Source organism: Marinomonas ostreistagni, assembly GCF_016461785.1.
GTDB lineage: Bacteria > Pseudomonadota > Gammaproteobacteria > Pseudomonadales > Marinomonadaceae > Marinomonas > Marinomonas ostreistagni_A.
On sequence record NZ_JAEMUH010000005.1, the window covers coordinates 1 to 20,292 of the forward strand.

Genomic DNA, 20,292 nt, shown 5'->3' on the forward strand with positions numbered 1-20,292 from the left:
AGGTTTAAGATCTTTAAAGTATGCCGTAAGAAGTATTATTAAGTAACTCCAATTTTGGACATTAAACGCAATTGGTTTTGATATGAAAAATAAAATTATATTTTTAGGTTTGTCATCTTTTATAATTCAAGGATGCTCTACTTTTGAGGGCGCCAGTTTTTCTGATTTCAAAGATGCTTTGTCAGGTCTAACGAATCAAGTAACTATGCTATTTACAGATAATGTGATTGCATTTGAGCCACCGCCGAAAAGCACACTTTCAGGATATGAAAGTGTTATCCTTAAAAGTAATATTGGATCTCGAAATAGAGTAATGAGATCTATCTATGAAGAATTATCATCTTCAGAAATTGAAAGCGATAAATACTTTAAGGATGTTTCATTTTACTCTCAAGGTGAAAATGTAAAACCTAAAACTGCTGTTTTTGATCTAAAAATCAATGATTCAATTATTAATAGGGAAGATTTTAGAGAAAATAGGTTTAAGTGTCCAGGTGATAAACTTGTGAAATCTTGTGACTCAAGCGAAGCTTATCAATATACAGTGTCATGTTATAAGTTAGTAGCATCCATAAATGGATCGTATAATATAAACGACCATAAAATGAGAGTAATTGATAAGGATGACTTTAGTTTTCAAACGGAAGAAAAGTCATGCGAAGACTCGATGTCTAGCAAGAAAAATTCTTCAGAACTAAAGCAGATGGTTGAAATAAAGGCTGGAGCCGAGATAGCTAAAAAATATATTCCTAAGGAAGTTGAAAGACCGAAAGATCTAATTGAAAAAGATGATTCTCTTCCAAAGGAAGTGCAAAATAAAATGTCTTCTATATATGATATGGCGACAGATAAAGGTGTATCATATGCTAAAAAAGCCTACGAGGCTTTACATGAAAAATTCCCTAATAATGCTACTGTTAAATATAATATTGCGTATTGTAATCTGTTGCTTGGAAATTATGAGACTGCTTCAAGTCAATTTAAAAGTTATCTTCAGGTAGACTCCGATCATAAAGATGATGCTATTAAGTATCTTAACGAATCAGAGGATTGGTTAAGAAAAGGAGTTTATAAAGTTAATAGGAATTAGATTTTTAATTATAGATAGTTTGGTGATGATATGATAAATAGATTTGTATTTTTGTGTTTTTTTATTACATTTTTATCTGCATGCGCATCCAATGAACCAGAAATATCTGCAGATTATGAAGATAAATATATTTTAGAAGACAATTTTTATTATGAGATAAGAATGTCTTCTGAAATGCCTTATGATGAGTTTATTTATTCTATAAATGATCGAGTGAAATATAATGATCATTTGGATAGCGATGATGTTTTTTTTAGTACTAGTTATAATATTTGGAATTTTTATGAATCTTCCTCAAATGACGAAGGAAACTCAGCTACATATTTGATGCGTTTGAACTGGGAATATAATAGAGGAGATAAGGAAAATTCTTTTAAGTTATATAGTGGGGGGGATAGAAACTATATTAAAGGTCTTGGCTTTGGATTTATGAAAGAAGGTTCTGATATTAAAGCCTTTAGATTTAGTGAAATTCACAGTTTGACTTATGATATTCTGAATGATCTTAAAAATATATCGTTCACAAAGAAAGGGGAAAAGAAAATATCTGGTGATTTTGTTGTAGATAATGATGATGCTACAGCTTTTGCCAATATACAGAGACTCTATTCTTCCTCATATTTTAGTACAAATAGTAAAGATGATTCAGAGAAAACAGGCTATTTTGTAATTTCCCCATATGGTGTGAAGTTTAACTTTAAAATATATCCTTATAAGAATGTATCGAAAGTTAAATATAGTTTTTATGTTCCAGCTGAATATACCTACTACTCATATTACATAAAAAAAGAGAATGGCTACTATGTTGAAAGTGATAAAATAGAACCAAAAGTTGTTTTTGATAAAGGTTTTTCTTTGGGTGTTATTGAGGCAGCAAAAAAATCGTTTAACGATTGATTTTTTAAAAAGAGCGTCGTTCATGGTGAATTGGATAAGATGTGACTTAATCTGGTTACGCTAAATTACTGTCTCAACCAATGGGATAAGCTTGTGCGCTATGTTGACGACCCACATCTTAGCATCGACAACAACCGTGCTGAGCGGGCCATTAAGCCGTTCGTGATTGGACGAAAGAACTGGCTTCTTCGCCAATACGGAAAACGGTGCCAAAGCCAGCACGATGCTCTAAAGTATGATCGAAACCGCTAAAGCCAATGGCTTAATCGCTTACGACTACTTGGTGACATTGTTTGAAGAACTACCAAAACGCAAAACAGGCGAAGGCATCAATGACTTGCTGCCTTGGAATGTGACGTTAACGTCTTAGAAGAAAAATGTTCTCCGCTGCATCCGTGCAGCTTCATGATCATCCTGAAGAAAGGCAGAGCTCCCATCCTGGGAGCTTAAGCTACCCATAGCTCTCTGCCTCAAACGAACATTAAAGAGATCACATCCTGTTTGCACCTTTTAAGTGCCCCAGAAGTGTTATAGACCAAAAAATAGACTCAAAGAGTGGTTTGCCGGATGCTTACTTTTATATTGTTTTTGGATCTAATTGGGGAGGTTGACTTTATTCACGTAATTTAAGTGTTTTTAATATAAAGAATTTTAAATTTGTTGTCGTAAGGCAATCTTTAGCACGTCAAAAATCTTTGGATCCGTGCATTGGGCGACATTGAAACGTAGGTAGTCATGAGCACTTTGCGATTGGCTAAACACATTGCCTGGCGCCAGCACGACCCCTTTGCTTAAACAGTCTTGAGCCAATTGTGTAGCATTCGTTCCTGTGGATAAACGACACCATAGGAACATACCGTCTTTTGGTTGAATCCAAGGCTCTATTCCCAAGCTTATTAGTTGTTTTGAAACACTGATACGCTGCTTAGCGAGCCATCCGTGAAGCTTCTCCATATGTTTACGATAGCCACTGTCGGTGAGCGTCTGCAGTACAATTTCACTGTCGAGGCGATTGCCGCTAAAGGTGGTGGCAATTTTTAAATCCACTAACTGTTCGATCCAATCTCGTTTCGCTGCGATGTAGCCACAACGAACAGAAGCGGAGACTGTTTTTGAAAAGCTACCAATTTCAATCACCTGATCTAAGCCGTCTAAGGCCGCTAATCGTGGCGCGCGGGTGGTTTCTAAATCGGCAAAAATATCGTCCTCTACGATGACCAACTCGGAAGCTTTCGCCAATGTCAGTAAACGATGGGCAACGCTATGACTTAAGTGTGCGCCAGTCGGGTTATGCACACCAGAATTGGTGAGATAAAGCCTTGGTTGATACTCCGCTAACGCTCGTTCAAAGCACTCGATATCAGGACCATTGGGGGTATAAGGGATGCCAACAATGTTCACTCGGTGGGCTTTTAGCAGGGCATGAAAGTTAAAGTAACAAGGATCGTCTACGAGGACGGTATCACCTGGTGACAGGAGGAAGCGACCAATCAGATCAATGGCATGCGTGCCTGACTCGGTCAGCATAATTTGCTCCGAGGAGGCTTCGATATTTAGCCCTAACAAGCGACGCTGTAGAAATTGCCGAAAGGCCAAAGAGCCCTTAGGGGAGGCGTATTCTGTTAAATTTGGTGAGTTGCTTCTAGCGAGATGCCGTAAAGCGCGCTTAATCCCCGTTTGATAAAGCCATTCAGAAGGCAACCAGCCACAGCCAGGCATTAAAGAATCTGGAGCCGCTTCCAAGGATTCTTTCGACACCCATAACGGATCAATTTCACGGGCGACTTTGGGGCCAATTTGGTTTAAGTCTAATGGCGCAATGTGGCCTGAGGTATAAAAGCCTGCTCCTGGACGCGAAACAATAGAGCCTTCTGCAACGAGTCGATCATAAGCTTCAACGACGGTAGAGACAGACACTTGCATGGCTTTGGCTTGGGCGCGGACTGACGGTAAACGTGTATTGGGCAAGTAAGCCCGCGACGCGATTTTTGATTCAATATCTGTCATTACCGCTTCGATTAAGGTGCCTGTACGGGCCATATAACGTCTCCTCGTGAGTTCACTGTATTGCCAAGATGACCATAACAGTTTTTTAAAATTGTATCGGTTTGTGTCTCCTTTTAAGAGCCTTTTTTCTGTTTTATAAGATGATTGATAAAGGGAGAACATTATGAAGAAAACAACTCAAGGTTGGCTCAGTGGTTTTGTTGGGGTGACGACATTTGCAGGCTCATTGCCCGCTACTCGTATTGCCTTACAGGGCTTTGATCCAACATTTTTAACCGTTGCTCGCGCATCGATTGCAGGGATCCTAGCGTTGTCATGTTTGTATTTACTAAAACAACCTCGTCCCAATGCCTCTCAAATTTCGACGCTACTATTGAGTGCTTTGGGCGTGGTAGTGGGGTTTCCATTATTAACAGGCTTCGCGCTGTTGTACGTCACCTCGGCACATTGTGTGGTATTTGTTGGCTTGCTACCAATCTGCACGGCATTGTTTGCAGTGTTAAGGGGCGGCGAACGTCCAAGCTGGCCTTTTTGGTTGTTTTCTTTAGCGGGTGCGGTGCTAGTGGCAGGCTATGCAACACTAGGATCAGGCGAAGCCTCTTTGGTGGGCGATGGACTGATGCTGGCGGCGATTGTGGCGTGCGGTATGGGCTATGCTGAAGGTGCACGTTTATCACGAGTGCTAGGTGGATGGCAGGTGATTTGTTGGTCATTGGTGGTTTCTCTCCCTGTGATGTTGCCATTGACGTTGATTCTTTGGCCAAGCTCTTTCGCAACGGTTTCCACGTCAGCGTGGCTAGGCTTAGGCTATGTGTCCTTGTTCAGCATGCTGTTTGGTTTTGTCTTTTGGTATCGAGGCTTGGCATTAGGAGGCATTGCAGCGGTCAGCCAGCTGCAATTGATTCAACCATTTATTGGATTCGTGCTGGCTGCATGGTTACTGCAAGAAAGCATCAGTCTGACCATGCTGTGGATCACCTTAGTCGCAGTGTTGTGTGTGGCGGGCGCAAAGCGTTTTGCTTGATTGTATCTTTTAAAAAGTCCCTGAACTTTGACACATCATTGTCGAAATGCCCTCAGGTGGGAGCTAGATATAGAACGCACTTTAAGAATCACTACGTCAAATGACGTATACGCCTAGGGTGTTTCGCGCATACCGTTTTGGATGTGATTTTTGAATACTGGTTGTACTGATATGCAGCGTCGCAGGTTTCAAATTAGGTCTGCATATCAGCCCAAAATCATTATCACAAAGGACGACTCCAATCATGAAACTTAAAACGCTTGCTTCTGCGATTGCGCTCTCCGGTGCAACGCTTATCGCTTTTCCTTCGATGGCTGCTGATGACACGATCAAAGTAGGTGTGCTGCACTCTTTGTCGGGTACGATGGCGATTTCTGAAACCACATTAAAAGACACAGTTCTAATGATGGTAGAAGAGCAAAACAAGAAAGGTGGTTTGCTAGGTAAGAAACTGGAAGCAGTGGTGGTTGACCCTGCGTCAAACTGGCCTTTGTTTGCAGAAAAAGCGCGTGAGTTGATTACTGAAAAAGACGTAGACGTGATTTTCGGTTGCTGGACATCGGTTTCTCGTAAATCGGTTCTACCGGTTATCGAAGAACTTAACGGCTTGATGTTCTACCCAGTTCAGTACGAAGGTGAAGAGTCGTCTAAAAACGTGTTTTACACTGGGGCTGCGCCGAACCAACAAGCGATTCCAGCGGTTAACTATCTAAAAGACGAGCTAGGTGTTGAGCGTTGGGTGCTAGCGGGTACGGACTACGTTTATCCACGTACCACTAACAAAATTCTTGAAGCTTACCTAAAAGACATGGGTGTCGCAGAAGAAGACATCATGATCAACTACACGCCTTTCGGTCACTCTGACTGGCAGTCGATCGTAGCAGATATCGCTAAATTCGGTTCTGAAGGTAAGAAAACAGCGGTCGTGTCGACCATCAACGGTGACGCAAACGTACCTTTCTACAAAGAACTAGGTAACCAAGGCATCTCTTCTGAAGATATCCCAGTGGTAGCCTTCTCTGTGGGTGAAGAAGAGCTTTCTGGTCTAGATACCGCGCCTCTAGTAGGTCACTTAGCGGCTTGGAACTACTTCCAGAGCGTTGAGACGGAAGAAAACGAAGAGTTCATCACTCAATGGAAAGCCTTCACTAAGAACCCAGATCGTGTAACGAACGACCCAATGGAAGCGACTTACATCGGTTTCAACATGTGGGCTAACGCGGTATCGGAAGCGGGTACGACGGACGTGGATGCGGTTGAGCAAGCAATGATCGGTCAAGAAACACCTAACCTAACGGGCGGTGTGGCTGTGATGAACAAAAACCACCACTTGAGCAAGCCGGTATTGATTGGTGAAATCCAAGACGACGGTCAGTTTGAGACAGTATGGGAAACAGAAGGTGTTGTACCAGGCGACGCGTGGTCTGACTTCCTACCAGGTTCTAAAGACCTGATTGCCGATTGGACGGATCCAGTGAAGTGTGGCAACTACAACACGGAAACGAAAACGTGTTCTGGTCAGAACTACTAATCTGACTGCCTCCCAGGGTTAAAACTTGACCCTCAGAGCATTTTCTGAGGGTCTTTTCTAACGCCCCATATTTTCCAATCCTGGAGTATCTTCGTGAAATATTTCATCTCATTTTGTTTGTTAATGTTTGCCAGTTGGATGCCAGTACATGCGGCGACGACGGATGTTCTACTTGAACAATTAACAACCACTAAGCTTTCCAAATTACCCGATATGGTTGAGCAACTCGAAGCGCAAGGGGATGAATCTCTGTTGCCAGTATTTCGTGCTTGGCTCGCGGGTGACCTGCATTATGTTAAAGACAGCAAAGCCATTGTGGTGGAAACCGATGTGCAAGGTAAAGAGGTCTATGTTGACCCATTTAGCCAAGAGCAGCTGTCGGGTCTTTCCAGCAAAGACGTCAAGAAAATCAAAGTAAACAATAAGTTGCGTGGCCTATTGCGCGGTGTGATTGCGCGTATCCAGTTAACCTCAAACAATGCTGATGTGCGCGAAGGGGCGGTGCGTGAGCTGTTGTCAGACATTGATGAGGACACGTTTGCAACACTAGAAGTTTTATACCCCAAAGAGTCAAACAACGATGTGAAAGAGATGATGCAAACGGCATTGTCTATTTACACTGCGATGGACAAAAGTAGCAGTCAAACGTCTCGCGTGGCGGCGATTGAGTTTTTGGGTGGAAGTTTAGAAAACGACGTTAGAAACGCCTTGTTAAAATTATCTCGCGATAAGAATGAAGTCGTTGCTGCGGCAGCTGATAAAGCGTTGGTGGATATTAACCGACAGGTAGAACGCTACGCATTGGTGGACCAGTTGTTCTTTGGTTTGAGCCTTGGTTCGGTCTTACTGTTAGCATCGATTGGTTTGGCGATCACCTTTGGTGTGATGGGCGTGATCAATATGGCGCACGGTGAAATGATCATGTTGGGTGCGTACACCACTTACGTTGTGCAGCTGATTATGCCGAACTACATCGACTACTCCATTTGGGTAGCGATTCCTGCAGCTTTCTTAGTGTCTGGCTTGATGGGCGTCTTGATTGAACGTCTAGTTATTTGTCGTCTGCATGGTCGTCCATTGGAAACCTTGTTAGCGACTTTTGGTATCAGCCTGATTTTACAACAGCTGGTGCGTACGATTTTCTCTCCGCTTAATCGTCAGGTATCGACGCCGAGCTGGATGAGTGGCTCTTGGGAAATTAACCCAGTGCTGTCTCTGACGTTAAATCGTCTATATATCTTAGCGTTTGCCTTGCTGGTGTTCTTGGCACTGGTGTTCATCTTGAAGAAAAGCTCATTGGGTCTAAATGTTCGCGCTGTGTCGCAAAACCGCAGCATGGCTAAGGCCATGGGTGTAAAAACCGAGTGGGTCGATGCGATGACCTTTGGTTTGGGCTCAGGCATTGCGGGTATCGCTGGGGTGGCTTTGTCTCAATTAACCAATGTTGGGCCAAACCTTGGCCAAGCCTACATCATTGATTCGTTCATGGTGGTGGTCTTCGGTGGCGTGGGTAACTTATTGGGTACGTTAGTCGCGGCGTTTACTTTGGGTATCGCGAACAAATTCCTAGAACCGACCACGGGCGCAGTGTTGGCTGCGATCTTGGTATTGGTCTTCATCATCTTATTTATTCAGAAACGTCCTAAAGGATTGTTCCCACAAAAAGGGAGAGCAGCAGAATGAGCAAGCTGATCAACTGGTTTTCCGAAGGTCGCTCATCAGGCAAGTACACGCTGCCGTTTGTCATCCTTCTTTTAGCGGTCACGGTTTTGGCCTCAGCCGCTAACTTGTTATTACCGCAAGACTCTGCACTGTATGTGAGTACTTACAGTATTACCTTGTTAGGCAAATATTTGTGCTATGCCATGCTGGCGTTGGCGGTGGATATTATCTGGGGATACTGCGGTATTTTGAGCTTAGGCCACGGCGCATTCTTTGCGCTGGGCGGCTATGCCATGGGCATGTACCTCATGCGTCAGATCGGTGATCGTGGTGTGTACGGGCATCCGATCCTGCCTGATTTTATGGTGTTTCTAGATTGGCAGGAGTTGCCTTGGTTCTGGCATGGTATGGATCAATTTTGGTTTGCCATGATCATGGCAGTACTGGTTCCGGGGTTATTGGCCTTTGTCTTTGGGTGGTTGGCGTTCCGTTCTCGTGTGACGGGGGTATACCTATCCATCATGACGCAAGCGTTGACCTACGCTCTGTTGCTGGCCTTCTTCCGCAACGAAATGGGCTTCGGCGGTAACAACGGTCTGACCGATTTTAAAGAGATCTTAGGCTTTGATTTGCAGGCCGACAGCACGCGTGTGTCGCTGTTTATCATCACTGCAGTCTTATTAGCGGTCGTGTTGATGCTCAGCCAACGAATCTTGTCTTCTAGACTAGGTAAAGTCACTTTGGCGGTGCGCGATGCGGAAGCAAGAACCCGCTTTATTGGCTACAGAACTGAGCGCTACAAGGTATGGTTGTTTGTCTATTCAGCTGTTATCGCGGGTGTTGCAGGGGCTTTGTACGTGCCACAAGTGGGCATCATTAACCCGGGTGAATTCTCTCCTATCAATTCCATTGAAGTGGTGATTTGGGTGGCGGTTGGTGGCCGTGGCACCTTGATTGGCGCCATTATCGGAGCTCTACTGGTGAACTACGCGAAGACCCGCTTTACCGCCATCATGCCGGACGGTTGGCTATTTGCACTGGGCGCTCTATTTGTCCTAGTTACCTTATTCTTACCAAAAGGATTGATTGGTCTATACGGTCAGCTGAAATCGAAACGTCAGCCCGCTTCATCTCAGGAGGTGACATCATGAGTGCATTCGATAACTCGATCCAAGGGCTACGAGAGACCTTTCGTCGGGATCAAGTTTGGCCATTCTTAGCCCCGGAACAAGCGGCTAAGGTCGATGTATCGAATCAAATGATTCTGTACGTGGAAGGTTTAAACCTCAGCTTTGATGGTTTTAAAGCGCTTAATAATCTGAATCTGTATGTCAACGATGGGGAGTTGCGTTGCTTAATTGGTGCCAATGGTGCGGGTAAAACCACATTGATGGACGTGATTACGGGTAAATCCAAACCCGACGCAGGGTCAGTGTATTTTGGGCAGACCCACAACCTACTGACCAAAGACGAGGCCGACATTGCGCAACTTGGCATTGGGCGTAAATTCCAAAAGCCGACGGTGTTTGAAGAGCAAACCGTGTTTGACAACTTAGAGCTGTCCTTGAAAACCGACAAGCGTGTGTTGCCGACATTGTTTGCCAACTTATCCCCTTCTGAAATTGATCGTATTGATGAAGTGCTCACCATCATCGGTTTGAAGCAACAGCGTTTTATGAAGGCGGGGGCTTTGTCTCACGGTCAGAAACAATGGCTCGAAATTGGCATGTTGTTGGTATCGGATCCGCGTTTACTGTTGATTGATGAACCAGTTGCCGGGATGACTGCACAAGAGACTGAGCGTACTGCAGAGCTGCTGACGTCGTTAGCGGGAGAGCGAACGGTGATTGTAGTGGAGCACGATATGGAGTTTGTGCGCAGCATTGCACGCACGGTAACGGTGCTTCACCAAGGATCTGTGCTGGCAGAAGGCACAATGGATCAGATTCAAAGTAACAAAGATGTGATCGAGGTTTACCTCGGTGAAGAAGCGGCGGAGGCCTAAGCATGATTTCAATGAACAAAGTGAGCCAACTCTATGGTGGCACGCAAATACTCTGGGATTTGGACTTAGACATCGAGCCTGGCTCAATCACCTGCATTATGGGGCGCAATGGTGTGGGCAAAACCACGCTGATGAAAGCCATCATGGGATTGTTACCGATTAAAAGCGGTGAAATCACCATGAATAACCAAGCGCTTCATAAGCTTAGTGCTGAACGTCGAGCTTACGAAGGGATTGGCTATGTGCCCCAAGGGCGCGATATTTTTCCGATGCTAACGGTCGAAGAAAACTTGCGTATTGGTCTACCAGTGCGTAAAAGCAAAGAGATCCCAGAAAAGATTTTTGAGTTGTTTCCGGTGCTCAAAGAAATGCTGCATCGTCGCGGTGGTGATTTATCAGGTGGTCAACAGCAGCAATTGGCGATTGGTCGCGCTTTAGTGCTTGAGCCAAAGGTGCTGATCTTGGATGAGCCAAATGAAGGCATCCAGCCAAATATTGTGAAGCAGATTGGCGATGTGATTCTTAAGCTCAACGAGGAGGAAGGTCTCACCGTGATCTTAATCGAACAGAAATTGGGGTTCGCCCGTCGTGTCGGCAAAGAGTTTCGTCTGATGGAAAAAGGACGCATTGTTGCCGCTGACAAGATGGAAAACTTGAATGACGATCTGATTAAGCAATACCTCGCAGTATAGACCTCGAAAGCAAGCTAAGGAGTTGCATGAGTGTTGTAAAAGATGCGTTGCCCTCAATAGAAACCGTTTCACCTGCCAGTCAGTGGCAGGCGTATTTAACACTCGGGTTCACAAAGAGTGCTCGTGGCACCGTATTAAAAACGTGCGATCACAAGGGGCCTTTGTATGTGCAAAAGCCCTTTTATCCAGAAGGTAAAGACACGGCTCACGTGTACTTATTGCACCCCCCTGGCGGTTTGGTGTCGGGTGATGAGCTAGTGATTGAATCCAACCAAGTCCCTGACACCCATGTGCTGATTACGACTCCAGGGGCAGGGCGCGTATACAAAGCGCGACCAGACCGAGCCTTACAACGTCAAACGACTCGTTTGCATGTACCGAAAGACGCCATCATGGAATGGCTGCCACAAGAAACCATTCTTTACCCTGATGCCAACACACGACTACGTAACCAGATTGAGTTGCACGGTAGCGCGCGCTTCATAGGTTGGGAGATCACCTGCTTTGGCTTACCGGCTAACCGATTGGATTTTGGAACAGGGCAAGCCGATCAAAGCTTTCAGATTCGTGTCGATGGGCGTTTACGCTTACGCGAACGCTTATTGGTCGACGAACACAGTCGTGGCCTGATGGCAGGCAAAGCGGGTTTGCAAGGCAATCCAGTGAACGGCTTATTGCTCGCCGGACCGTTTTTGAACGTGGAAGAGAGCGTGCTGGATACCCTGAGAAGTCTTTGCCAAGACAACGATGGCTTGTCAGGCGTGACTCAAGTGGATGAATTTATTGTGCTGCGTAGTTTGAGTCATGACAGCGAGAAAATGAAGCGATTGTTTACGCAATGCTGGGAAGTGCTACGCCCAGTTTTGATCGATAAAACTGCGTGTGCGCCGAGAATTTGGGCAACCTAAACCAAAGGCTGCTACCGCTATGCGCGAAGCAAAATGATAACGAATAAAGGGTTGAACGATGGAATTACTACCAAGAGAAAAGGACAAGCTGCTGGTGTTCACTGCAGCCTTGTTGGCTGAACGACGTTTAAATCGTGGCCTGAAGTTGAACTACCCCGAAGCCATGGCCTACATCACCATGGAAATTATTGAAGGTGCACGCGATGGTAAAACCGTGGCCGAGCTGATGGCATTCGGTAAGACTTTATTGAGTGCTGAACAAGTGATGGACGGTGTCGCGGACTTGATCCACGAAGTACAGGTGGAAGCGACGTTCCCAGACGGCACGAAATTGGTCACTGTGCATAACCCGATTAACTAACTCACGGAGGCAACATGATTCCAGGTGAAATTCAGGTCGCTGATGGAGTGATCGAGTTAAACGAAGGCCGTAAGACACGGACATTACGTGTTGAAAATACCGGTGATCGTCCAGTACAAATTGGCTCCCATTACCATTTTTATGAAGTGAACCCTGCTCTGGTATTTGATCGCGAACAAGCTAAAGGTTACCGCTTGAACATTGCCTCGGGAACCGCGGTGCGTTTTGAGCCGGGCCAAGGGCGTGAAGTGGAATTAGTCGAATACGCGGGCACGAAAACGATTTATGGCTTCCGTGGTGAAGTGATGGGCAGCTTGGTAGAGGGGGCAGAATAATGGCGACAATGGATAGACAAAGTTACGCACAGATGTTCGGCCCAACGACCGGCGACCGCGTGCGTTTGGGTGACACCGATCTTTGGATTCAGGTAGAGAAAGATTTCACCACCTACGGCGACGAAGTGAAATTTGGTGGTGGTAAAGTCATTCGTGACGGCATGGGACAAAGCCAATTAACCAATGACGTGGCGGTAGATTTAGTGATCACCAATGCGCTTGTGTTGGATCATTGGGGCATCGTCAAAGGCGATGTCGGCATCAAGAATGGCCGTATTTTTAAAGTCGGTAAAGCGGGTAATCCAGACGTCCAAGACAATGTCGATATCGTCGTGGGCCCAGGTACTGAAGTCATTGCCGGTGAAGGCTCTATTCTAACGGCGGGTGGTATTGATGCTCACATTCACTTCATCTGCCCACAGCAAATCGAAGAAGCTCTGACCTCTGGTGTGACCACAATGATCGGTGGCGGCACGGGTCCCGCGACGGGCACCAATGCAACGACTTGTACCTCTGGTCCTTGGTATTTGGGCAAGATGTTACAAGCGACCGATAGCATGCCGATGAACTTAGGTTTCTTAGGTAAAGGGAACGCGAGTTTGCCTGAAGCCTTGGAAGAACAGTTAGAAGCGGGCGCTTGTGGTCTAAAGCTGCACGAAGACTGGGGGACGACTCCAGCATCGATTGATTGCTGTTTATCCGTTGCCGAAAAATACGACGTTCAAGTCGCCATCCATACCGATACCTTGAACGAGTCAGGCTTTGTCGACAGTACCATTGATGCCTTCAAAGATCGTGTCATTCACACCTACCATACGGAAGGTGCAGGCGGTGGTCACGCACCGGACATCATTCGTGCGGCAGGCTTAGCGAACGTTTTACCGTCTTCCACCAATCCAACACGTCCGTACACGCACAACACGGTGGATGAGCATTTGGATATGTTGATGGTGTGTCACCACCTAGACAGCAACATCCCTGAGGACGTGGCCTTTGCAGACTCGCGTATTCGTAAAGAAACCATTGCGGCGGAAGACATCTTCCACGATCGCGGAGCGTTCTCAATGATCTCTTCAGACTCGCAAGCCATGGGCCGAGTGGGGGAAGTGGTTACTCGTACGTGGCAAACGGCGCACAAGATGAAGCAACAGTTTGGTTTGTTGCCAGAAGACACAGAAGTGGGGGCGGATAACTTTCGAGCCAAACGTTATGTTGCCAAATACACCATTAACCCAGCGATCGCGCACGGTATCAGCCACGAAGTCGGCTCAATTGAGCCGGGTAAATTGGCGGATCTAGTGTTGTGGAAGCCTGCGTTTTTTGCGGTGAAACCTTCAATGATTATTAAAGGTGGCATGATCGCCAGTGCACCCATGGGCGATCCGAATGCCTCTATCCCAACGCCACAACCCGTGCATTACCGTCCTATGTTTGGCTCGTTCGGTAAAGCCCCCGCGGCGACCTCTGTGACCTTTGTTTCAGAAGCGGCATTGAACAACGGCATTAAAGAATCGCTTGGCTTAGATCGTACTTTGGTGGCCTGTAAAAACACCCGCAACATTCGTAAAACCGACATGATTCATAATGCGTGGATGCCGAATATCACCGTCGACCCACAGACTTATGAAGTGCGTGCGGATGGTGAACTACTGACCTGTGAGCCAGCGGAAAGCTTGCCATTGGCGCAACTGTATAACTTGTTTTAATCGCTTAGCGCGAAAAATTGGGGTAGCCCTATGTTAGATATTTATACTCGCCTCGGCACACATTGCCACGATGAGGTGTACACCACCGTGATTTTGACCCATGAGCAACGTGAACGTGGCCGTCTAAAACTGGTGGGCGAAAACGGTGAAGAGATCCGTGTGTTTTTAGACCGCGGTAAGCCTCTGTTAGTGGGCGAATACTTGCGCTCTGAATGCGGCAAGACCATTCAAATTGTTGGCGCGGTCGAAGACATCGCCCATGCCAGCTGCGAGGATTGGACGACCTTTGCTAAAGCTTGTTACCACTTAGGTAACCGTCACACCAAAGTGGAAGTCGGAGAGCGTTGGTTGCGTATCAAGCCGGATCACGTGTTGGAAGAAATGCTGCATTTGTTGGGATTAGTCGTTACCCATGAGCAAGGCATTTTCAATCCAGAATCTGGAGCATACAGTCATGGTCATCACCACCACTGATCACGGTCTGCTGCGCTTATTGCAGCTCAGTAGTGTCAGCTTGCCCGTGGGTGGTTATGCCTTTTCTCAGGGCATGGAATACGCCATCGATAAAGGTTGGGTGACCAAGCAGGCGCAGGTTGCGGATTGGACTCAGCTGCAGTTATTGCAGTCGCTAGCACGGGTCGATTTACCTGTGTTGCGCTTGGCTATGGTAGCTTGGGCGCAACGTGATGAAGCGCGCATCGTAGAATTGAACGATTTGATTTTAGCCTGTCGTGAGACCAAAGAGTTACGCCTAAACGATACCGCTATGGGGGAAGCCTTGGCGCGTTTGTTGCGTAGTTTGCAGATTGAAACACCGTTTGTACGCTTGGAAGACATTAGCTTTGTCGTGCTGTTTGCGATTGCCGCGACGCACTGGCAAGTGGAGTTTGATAGTGCAGCATTGGGTTTTTCATGGTCTTGGCTGGAAAACCAAATCGCCGCGGCAACCAAGCTGGTGCCATTAGGGCAGACCCAAGCACAGTTATTACTCGGGGAGTTACAACCGACTTTATCGGAAGCGATTGCCTTGTCGAAAACCATCGACGAAGACGACATTGGTGCGGGCCTACCAGCGGTAGCCATCGCCAGCTGTTTACATGAAACCCAATATTCGAGGTTGTTCCGGTCTTAGAGGCTTCCCCTAACTCTATAGCTAATTGATCTGGTTAACATCCATTTGAAACTGTCAAAGTGATATCGCAATAGGAGCGAAACATGAGTAAACCAAAGCAAACCCTACGAGTCGGTGTAGGTGGCCCAGTCGGTTCGGGCAAGACAGCATTATTGCGCTCTTTATGTTCTGCGATGCGTGAACACTACAACATCGCTGTGGTAACAAATGATATTTATACCCAAGAAGATGCAAAGTTCTTAACGCGTCATGAAGCGTTAGAAGCCGATCGCATCATTGGTGTGGAAACTGGTGGCTGTCCACATACGGCGATTCGTGAAGACGCATCGATGAACTTGGCGGCGATTGATCAGTTGTTGGATCGTCACGGCGAGCTGGATGTAGTGTTTGTAGAGTCTGGCGGTGATAATTTGAGTGCCACGTTTAGTCCGGAGCTGTCTGATCTGACTATCTACGTAATCGATGTGTCGGCGGGGGATAAGATTCCACGCAAAGGTGGCCCAGGCATTACCAAGTCAGACTTGCTGATCATTAACAAGATCGACCTTGCGCCATTGGTCGGTGCATCACTGGAGGTGATGGATCAAGATGCCAAAGCGCAACGCGGAGAACGACCATTTGTGTTCTCGAATTTAAAGGCCGCGCAAGGTTTGGATGACATCATTCAGTTCATTGTCTCAGAAGGCATGCTTGAAGCGAAACAAATCCCACCTGCAAAAGCTGTGGTTTAAGGTAGAATCCCTACGGCTAACGCAACATTAGGAGAAATTTAATGCGTATATCAATGAGTAAAGCAGCGACGGTCGCAGCGCTAACAGTCGGATCAACAATCGCGATGGCGCACACAGGACACGAGCACACGTCTAGTTTTATGTCTGGTTTCCTTCATCCAATGGGCGGTTTAGACCACCTGTTGGCGATGGTTGCGGTAGGCCTTTGGGCCGCTAGCATGGGTGGTCGTGCTCTTTGGGCTGTGCCGATGGCATTTGTTGCCATGATGTTATTAGGTGGCGGTGCTGCAATGGCAGGCTTAGAAGTGCCATTTGTGGAGCAAGGTATCTTGTTATCTGTGATGGTATTAGGTGCATTGGTATTGGGTGCGAAACGTCTACCTGTGGCAGCCTGTGCAGCCATTGCCGGTGGCTTTGCAGTTTTCCACGGTGTGGCGCATGGTATGGAAATGCCTGCGAACGGTGCAGCAGCTCAGTACGCTCTTGGTTTTGCCGTTGCGACAACTGCTCTTCATTTGGTGGGTGTTGGCTTTGGTCAACTGATGGCTCGTCTGGGAACGCCGCTTGTGACTCGTATTAGTGGCTCAGTGATTGCTGTATTGGGTATGGTATTGGCAATCGCATAATCTATCAGTAGATAGGGGTGTTGTAATGTAGTTCGACACCCAAAATAAACGCCAAGAACTTGTCCGTTCTTGGCGTTTTACGATGGAGTGAAGTGAGATGGCTGCTGCTCAGAAAATCTTCAAAGTAAGGCGCCACTACAACAAGTGGGTCGCTGACCAAACCATGGAAGATTACGCGTTGCGCTACACGGCAAAGCAAGGTCATACCATGAGTATTGACCGCGTTGGTCATACTGCCTTGGGCGCTGCAGCATTTCTGGCGTTAGAAGGTTTAGCGGCGGTCATTACCCTAACGTACGGCTTCACCAATGCTGTGACCGCTATCCTGACGGTGCTTGCGGTTTTCTTTATCACGGGTTTCCCTATTGCTTATTATTCAGCCAAGCATGGCTTGGATATTGATCTACTGACTCGTGGGGCTGGCTTTGGCTATCTTGGCTCGACGATTACTTCGCTGATTTATGCCACTTTCACCTTTATTTTCTTTGCTATCGAAGCGGCCATTTTAGCCTCTGCTTTAGAGGTATTGCTTGGGATTCCCTTACCCATTGGCTATGCCTTATCTGCGTTATTTGTGATTCCCATTGTGACCCATGGTATTAGGGCGATCAGTCGTTTTCAAAATGGTACCCAATGGATTTGGCTAGTTTTACAAGTCGCAGCCATTGGCGTAGTAGTGACGCAGGAATATCAGAACTTCTCTGGCTGGACAGATTATGTGCCTGGGCACTTACCCCAAGATACAGGGTTTGATTGGCTGCTGTTTGGTGCGGCGGCCTCGGTATTGTTTGCACTGATGGCGCAAATCGGCGAGCAGGTCGACTATTTACGTTTCTTTCCGAAGAAAACCAAAGCCAATCGTAAACGCTGGTGGTTTTGGCTGGTGTTGGCGGGGCCTGGGTGGGTGTTCATTGGTGCGATCAAAATGCTGCTGGGATCGTTTCTGGCTTACTTGGCCATTTCGGATGGCGCTACGGTTCTACAGGCAACCGATCCGACTTATCTCTATCAGCGCATCTTTCTGTTCTTAACCACCTCGCCTACGACGGCGTTAATTTTAGCGGCGGTGTTCGTGTTCATTTGTCAGATGAAGATTAATTTGACCAATGCCTATGCTGGCTCCATCGCGTGGTCGAATTTCTTTTCACGATTAACACATTCACACCCAGGACGTGTCGTCTGGTTAATCTTTAATGTCACCATTGCGCTCTTGTTAATGGAGCTAGGTATTTACCAAGCGTTAGGCGCGATTTTAAGCGTATTTGCTATCAGTGCCGTGAGTTGGTTGTCGAGCTTGTCGGCGGACTTATTGATTAATAAGCCGCTAGGCCTGAGCCCTAACTATGTAGAATTTAAGCGTGCGCATTTGTACGACATTAACCCAGTAGGCACTGGGTCGATGTTGATCGCTACCATGCTTGGTTTGTTGTGCTATTTAGGTTTATTTGGTGAGGTAGCGAAAAGCCTGTCACATTTTATTGCTATCGCAGCATGTTTCATTTGTGTTCCGCTGATTGCGATGATGACCAAAGGGAAGTATTACATTGCACGTCAAAGTCCTGAATTAATCCCGCTGATAGAAACAGCGAAGCAAGCCAATCCAATTTCTCACCCTCACGGACACTCTGTGGTCACGTTAAAGTGCGGTATCTGTGAAAATGAGTTTGAAAGCGAAGACATGAGTTTCTGCTCCGCTTACCAACAGCCGATTTGTTCCCTGTGCTGTTCTCTTGATGTGCGTTGTTTGGACAGTTGTAAGCCACAGGCCAGCATTTCTCAACAAAGTGACTACTTCCTTAAACTGTTTTTACCAAAACGACTGGTGCGTGCGATCAGCTCTCGCCTCGGGCGTTTTGCCTCCATGTTGGTGGTGATCAACATTATTAACGCGGCGTTGATGATGCTGATTTATCGGCAAATGGCACCGCAAACAGAGAGCGAAGCAGCGTTGCTAGAGCAAGCCATGTATGCGTTGTTCTTCACTTTACTGATTGTCTCTGGCGTGTTGTCGTGGTTGTTTTTGTTGGCCCATGAAAGCCGCGTTGTGGCGCAAAAAGAATCGAACCGTCAAACCCGTAAATTGACCCAAGAAGTGGAAGCTCACAAAGAAACGGATTTGGCATTACAGAGTGCGAAAGAACAAGCCGAGCAGGCAAATGAAGCCAAAAGCCGTTATCTAAGCGGAATTAGCCATGAACTGCGCACCCCTCTACAGTCGATCATTGGCTATGCTCAATTACTCTCCGAAAAAGAGAATACTCCATCAGGGCATCAAAATGGCTTGGACATTATTCATCGTAGCGGCTTGTATTTAGCCGACCTAATTGAAGGGCTACTGGATATTTCTAAGATCGAAGCGGGGCGTTTTGACTTATATCGAAACACCGTGGATTTACCGAAGCTGATTGACCAACTAAACAGTATGTTTGCCATGCAGGCGCAGGGCAAAGGTATTGCTTTCCAGTCGAAAATCTTAGCGCCGCTGCCTAACCAAGTGGTCACAGATGAAAAGCGATTACGACAAATACTGATTAACTTACTGTCCAATGCGGTGAAATACACGCCGAAAGGCAGCGTGGTCTTTGAAGTGAATTATCGTAATCAGGTGGCTGAGTTCGTGATTCGTGACACCGGACTTGGGATCAAGCAGGAGCATTTACAGCGTATCTTTGACCCGTTTGAGCGGGTGCGTGATGTGGCGACGGCCAACCTACCGGGGACGGGCTTAGGTCTGACGATCGTTAAGCTGCTGACGGAAATCATGGGCGGTGACTTGCAAGCCAAATCGGTGGTCGGGGAAGGCAGTGAATTCAAAGTAAGCTTGATGCTGCCATGGGTGTCACAAGGGCAAGAACCCGCACAAGCGTCTAAAAAAATTGTCAGCTATCGTGGTTACCAAAGAACCATTATGGTAGTAGATGATGATCCAGTGGTACGAGGCTTGCTCGCCGATATTTTAACGCCTATTGGCTTTAACGTTGTTGAAGCGGCCGATGCAAAGCTGTGTCTGGATGAGTTGGATTCTTGTTCGCCAGATTTGTTTGTACTAGACGTTTCGATGCCAGGTATGGACGGCTTAAGCCTTGCTAAAGTACTGCGAGAGCAAGGTTATGCTGTGCCGATTGTCATGCTGTCAGCGGATGCGCAGGAGAACCAAAGACGGCCCGACGAGCAAAATGCGTTTAATCAATATTTGGTCAAGCCCATTAAAAACACCGCTTTATTGGATGCGATTCAACAGTGGCTGAAGATCGAATGGGTGTATCAAGAAACCGTTTCAGCAGAAGACTCCGTCTCTCTGTCTGCTTTAGAGGATATGATTAAGCAAACTCCTAAACGTGCGGCGGCGGATGCGTTACCTGTCCCCATACCCGATCATGAAGTGATCAGGGAACTAACGGCATTTGCGGAAATGGGGTATAAAAAGGGAGTACGTGGCGTTTTGGATCAGCTTCCTGACAAGGGGATTGTTGATCCGCAACATTTAGCACAGTTGGAAGCGCTCTATAAAAGCTTCCAATTTGATGGCATTGCAACTTACTTACAACAGCACTCGGTGTGAAGCACTCGGTGTGAAGCACTCGG

Annotated in this window: 18 protein-coding genes and 1 pseudogene; 18 read left to right on the forward strand and 1 reads right to left on the reverse strand. The window is 46.6% G+C overall.

The genetic code is table 11. The features are described 5' to 3' along the window. Window positions 1-82 precede the first annotated feature (82 nt). From JHD44_RS05755 to JHD44_RS05765, 3 genes and pseudogenes are all read left to right on the forward strand, one after another. Window positions 83-1,090, forward strand: coding sequence for a tetratricopeptide repeat protein (locus tag JHD44_RS05755; protein ID WP_199461820.1), 1,008 nt, complete (start codon window positions 83-85; stop codon window positions 1,088-1,090). A 30-nt stretch (window positions 1,091-1,120) separates the two neighbouring features. Further along, window positions 1,121-1,987: a hypothetical protein gene (locus JHD44_RS05760; RefSeq protein WP_199461821.1), complete on the forward strand. Its 867-nt coding sequence runs from the start codon at window positions 1,121-1,123 to the stop codon at window positions 1,985-1,987. A gap of 60 nt (window positions 1,988-2,047) precedes the next feature. Beyond that, window positions 2,048-2,357: pseudogene (locus JHD44_RS05765) on the forward strand (IS66 family transposase); the annotation flags it as partial. 281 nt (window positions 2,358-2,638) lie between these two features. Here JHD44_RS05765 and JHD44_RS05770 read toward each other — a convergent pair. Then, entirely contained in the window at window positions 2,639-4,027 is a 1,389-nt protein-coding gene (locus JHD44_RS05770; RefSeq protein WP_199461822.1) for a PLP-dependent aminotransferase family protein, read from the reverse strand. Window positions 4,028-4,157: 130 nt separating this feature from the next. Here JHD44_RS05770 and JHD44_RS05775 point away from each other — a divergent pair, with 130 nt between their 5' ends. The 15 genes from JHD44_RS05775 to JHD44_RS05845 all read left to right on the forward strand — a co-directional run bounded on the left by JHD44_RS05775 (window position 4,158) and on the right by JHD44_RS05845 (window position 20,269). After that, complete coding sequence (locus JHD44_RS05775; protein WP_199461823.1) at window positions 4,158-5,018, forward strand: DMT family transporter; 861 nt, start codon at window positions 4,158-4,160, stop codon at window positions 5,016-5,018. A gap of 244 nt (window positions 5,019-5,262) precedes the next feature. Next, window positions 5,263-6,549, forward strand: coding sequence for an urea ABC transporter substrate-binding protein (gene urtA / locus JHD44_RS05780; RefSeq protein WP_199461824.1), 1,287 nt, complete (start codon window positions 5,263-5,265; stop codon window positions 6,547-6,549). Window positions 6,550-6,672: 123 nt separating this feature from the next. Continuing rightward, window positions 6,673-8,232: an urea ABC transporter permease subunit UrtB gene (gene urtB, locus JHD44_RS05785; RefSeq protein WP_199462050.1), complete on the forward strand. Its 1,560-nt coding sequence runs from the start codon at window positions 6,673-6,675 to the stop codon at window positions 8,230-8,232. After that, on the forward strand, window positions 8,229-9,362 hold the full coding sequence (gene urtC / locus JHD44_RS05790) for an urea ABC transporter permease subunit UrtC (RefSeq protein WP_199461825.1): 1,134 nt from the start codon (window positions 8,229-8,231) through the stop codon (window positions 9,360-9,362). Before urtB ends, urtC begins: the two co-directional genes overlap by 4 nt. After that, entirely contained in the window at window positions 9,359-10,216 is an 858-nt protein-coding gene (urtD, locus tag JHD44_RS05795) for an urea ABC transporter ATP-binding protein UrtD (protein ID WP_199461826.1), read from the forward strand. Before urtC ends, urtD begins: the two co-directional genes overlap by 4 nt. A 2-nt stretch (window positions 10,217-10,218) precedes the next feature. Continuing rightward, complete coding sequence (gene urtE / locus JHD44_RS05800; protein WP_133561251.1) at window positions 10,219-10,908, forward strand: urea ABC transporter ATP-binding subunit UrtE; 690 nt, start codon at window positions 10,219-10,221, stop codon at window positions 10,906-10,908. 26 nt (window positions 10,909-10,934) lie between these two features. Then, a complete protein-coding gene (locus tag JHD44_RS05805) occupies window positions 10,935-11,816 on the forward strand; it encodes an urease accessory protein UreD (protein ID WP_199461827.1) in 882 nt (293 codons plus the stop codon). Window positions 11,817-11,874: 58 nt separating this feature from the next. After that, window positions 11,875-12,177, forward strand: coding sequence for an urease subunit gamma (locus JHD44_RS05810; protein ID WP_055463059.1), 303 nt, complete (start codon window positions 11,875-11,877; stop codon window positions 12,175-12,177). Window positions 12,178-12,191: 14 nt separating this feature from the next. After that, window positions 12,192-12,512 (forward strand): urease subunit beta, encoded by a 321-nt coding sequence (locus JHD44_RS05815; RefSeq protein WP_199461828.1) that lies wholly within the window; start codon window positions 12,192-12,194, stop codon window positions 12,510-12,512. Next, entirely contained in the window at window positions 12,512-14,218 is a 1,707-nt protein-coding gene (gene ureC, locus JHD44_RS05820; protein ID WP_199461829.1) for an urease subunit alpha, read from the forward strand. Before JHD44_RS05815 ends, ureC begins: the two co-directional genes overlap by 1 nt. A 30-nt stretch (window positions 14,219-14,248) precedes the next feature. Next, window positions 14,249-14,692 (forward strand): urease accessory protein UreE, encoded by a 444-nt coding sequence (gene ureE / locus JHD44_RS05825; protein ID WP_199461830.1) that lies wholly within the window; start codon window positions 14,249-14,251, stop codon window positions 14,690-14,692. Continuing rightward, a complete protein-coding gene (locus tag JHD44_RS05830) occupies window positions 14,673-15,350 on the forward strand; it encodes an urease accessory protein UreF (RefSeq protein WP_199461831.1) in 678 nt (225 codons plus the stop codon). Before ureE ends, JHD44_RS05830 begins: the two co-directional genes overlap by 20 nt. 83 nt (window positions 15,351-15,433) lie before the next feature. Next, window positions 15,434-16,081, forward strand: a complete 648-nt coding sequence (ureG, locus tag JHD44_RS05835) for an urease accessory protein UreG (RefSeq protein WP_199461832.1) — start codon at window positions 15,434-15,436, stop codon at window positions 16,079-16,081. A 41-nt stretch (window positions 16,082-16,122) separates the two neighbouring features. Further along, the gene (locus JHD44_RS05840; protein ID WP_199461833.1) at window positions 16,123-16,707 is read left to right on the forward strand and encodes a HupE/UreJ family protein; all 585 of its coding nucleotides are present in this window, start codon (window positions 16,123-16,125) and stop codon (window positions 16,705-16,707) included. A gap of 97 nt (window positions 16,708-16,804) precedes the next feature. After that, window positions 16,805-20,269 (forward strand): ATP-binding protein, encoded by a 3,465-nt coding sequence (locus JHD44_RS05845; RefSeq protein WP_199461834.1) that lies wholly within the window; start codon window positions 16,805-16,807, stop codon window positions 20,267-20,269. The last annotated feature ends 23 nt before the right edge of the window (window positions 20,270-20,292 follow it).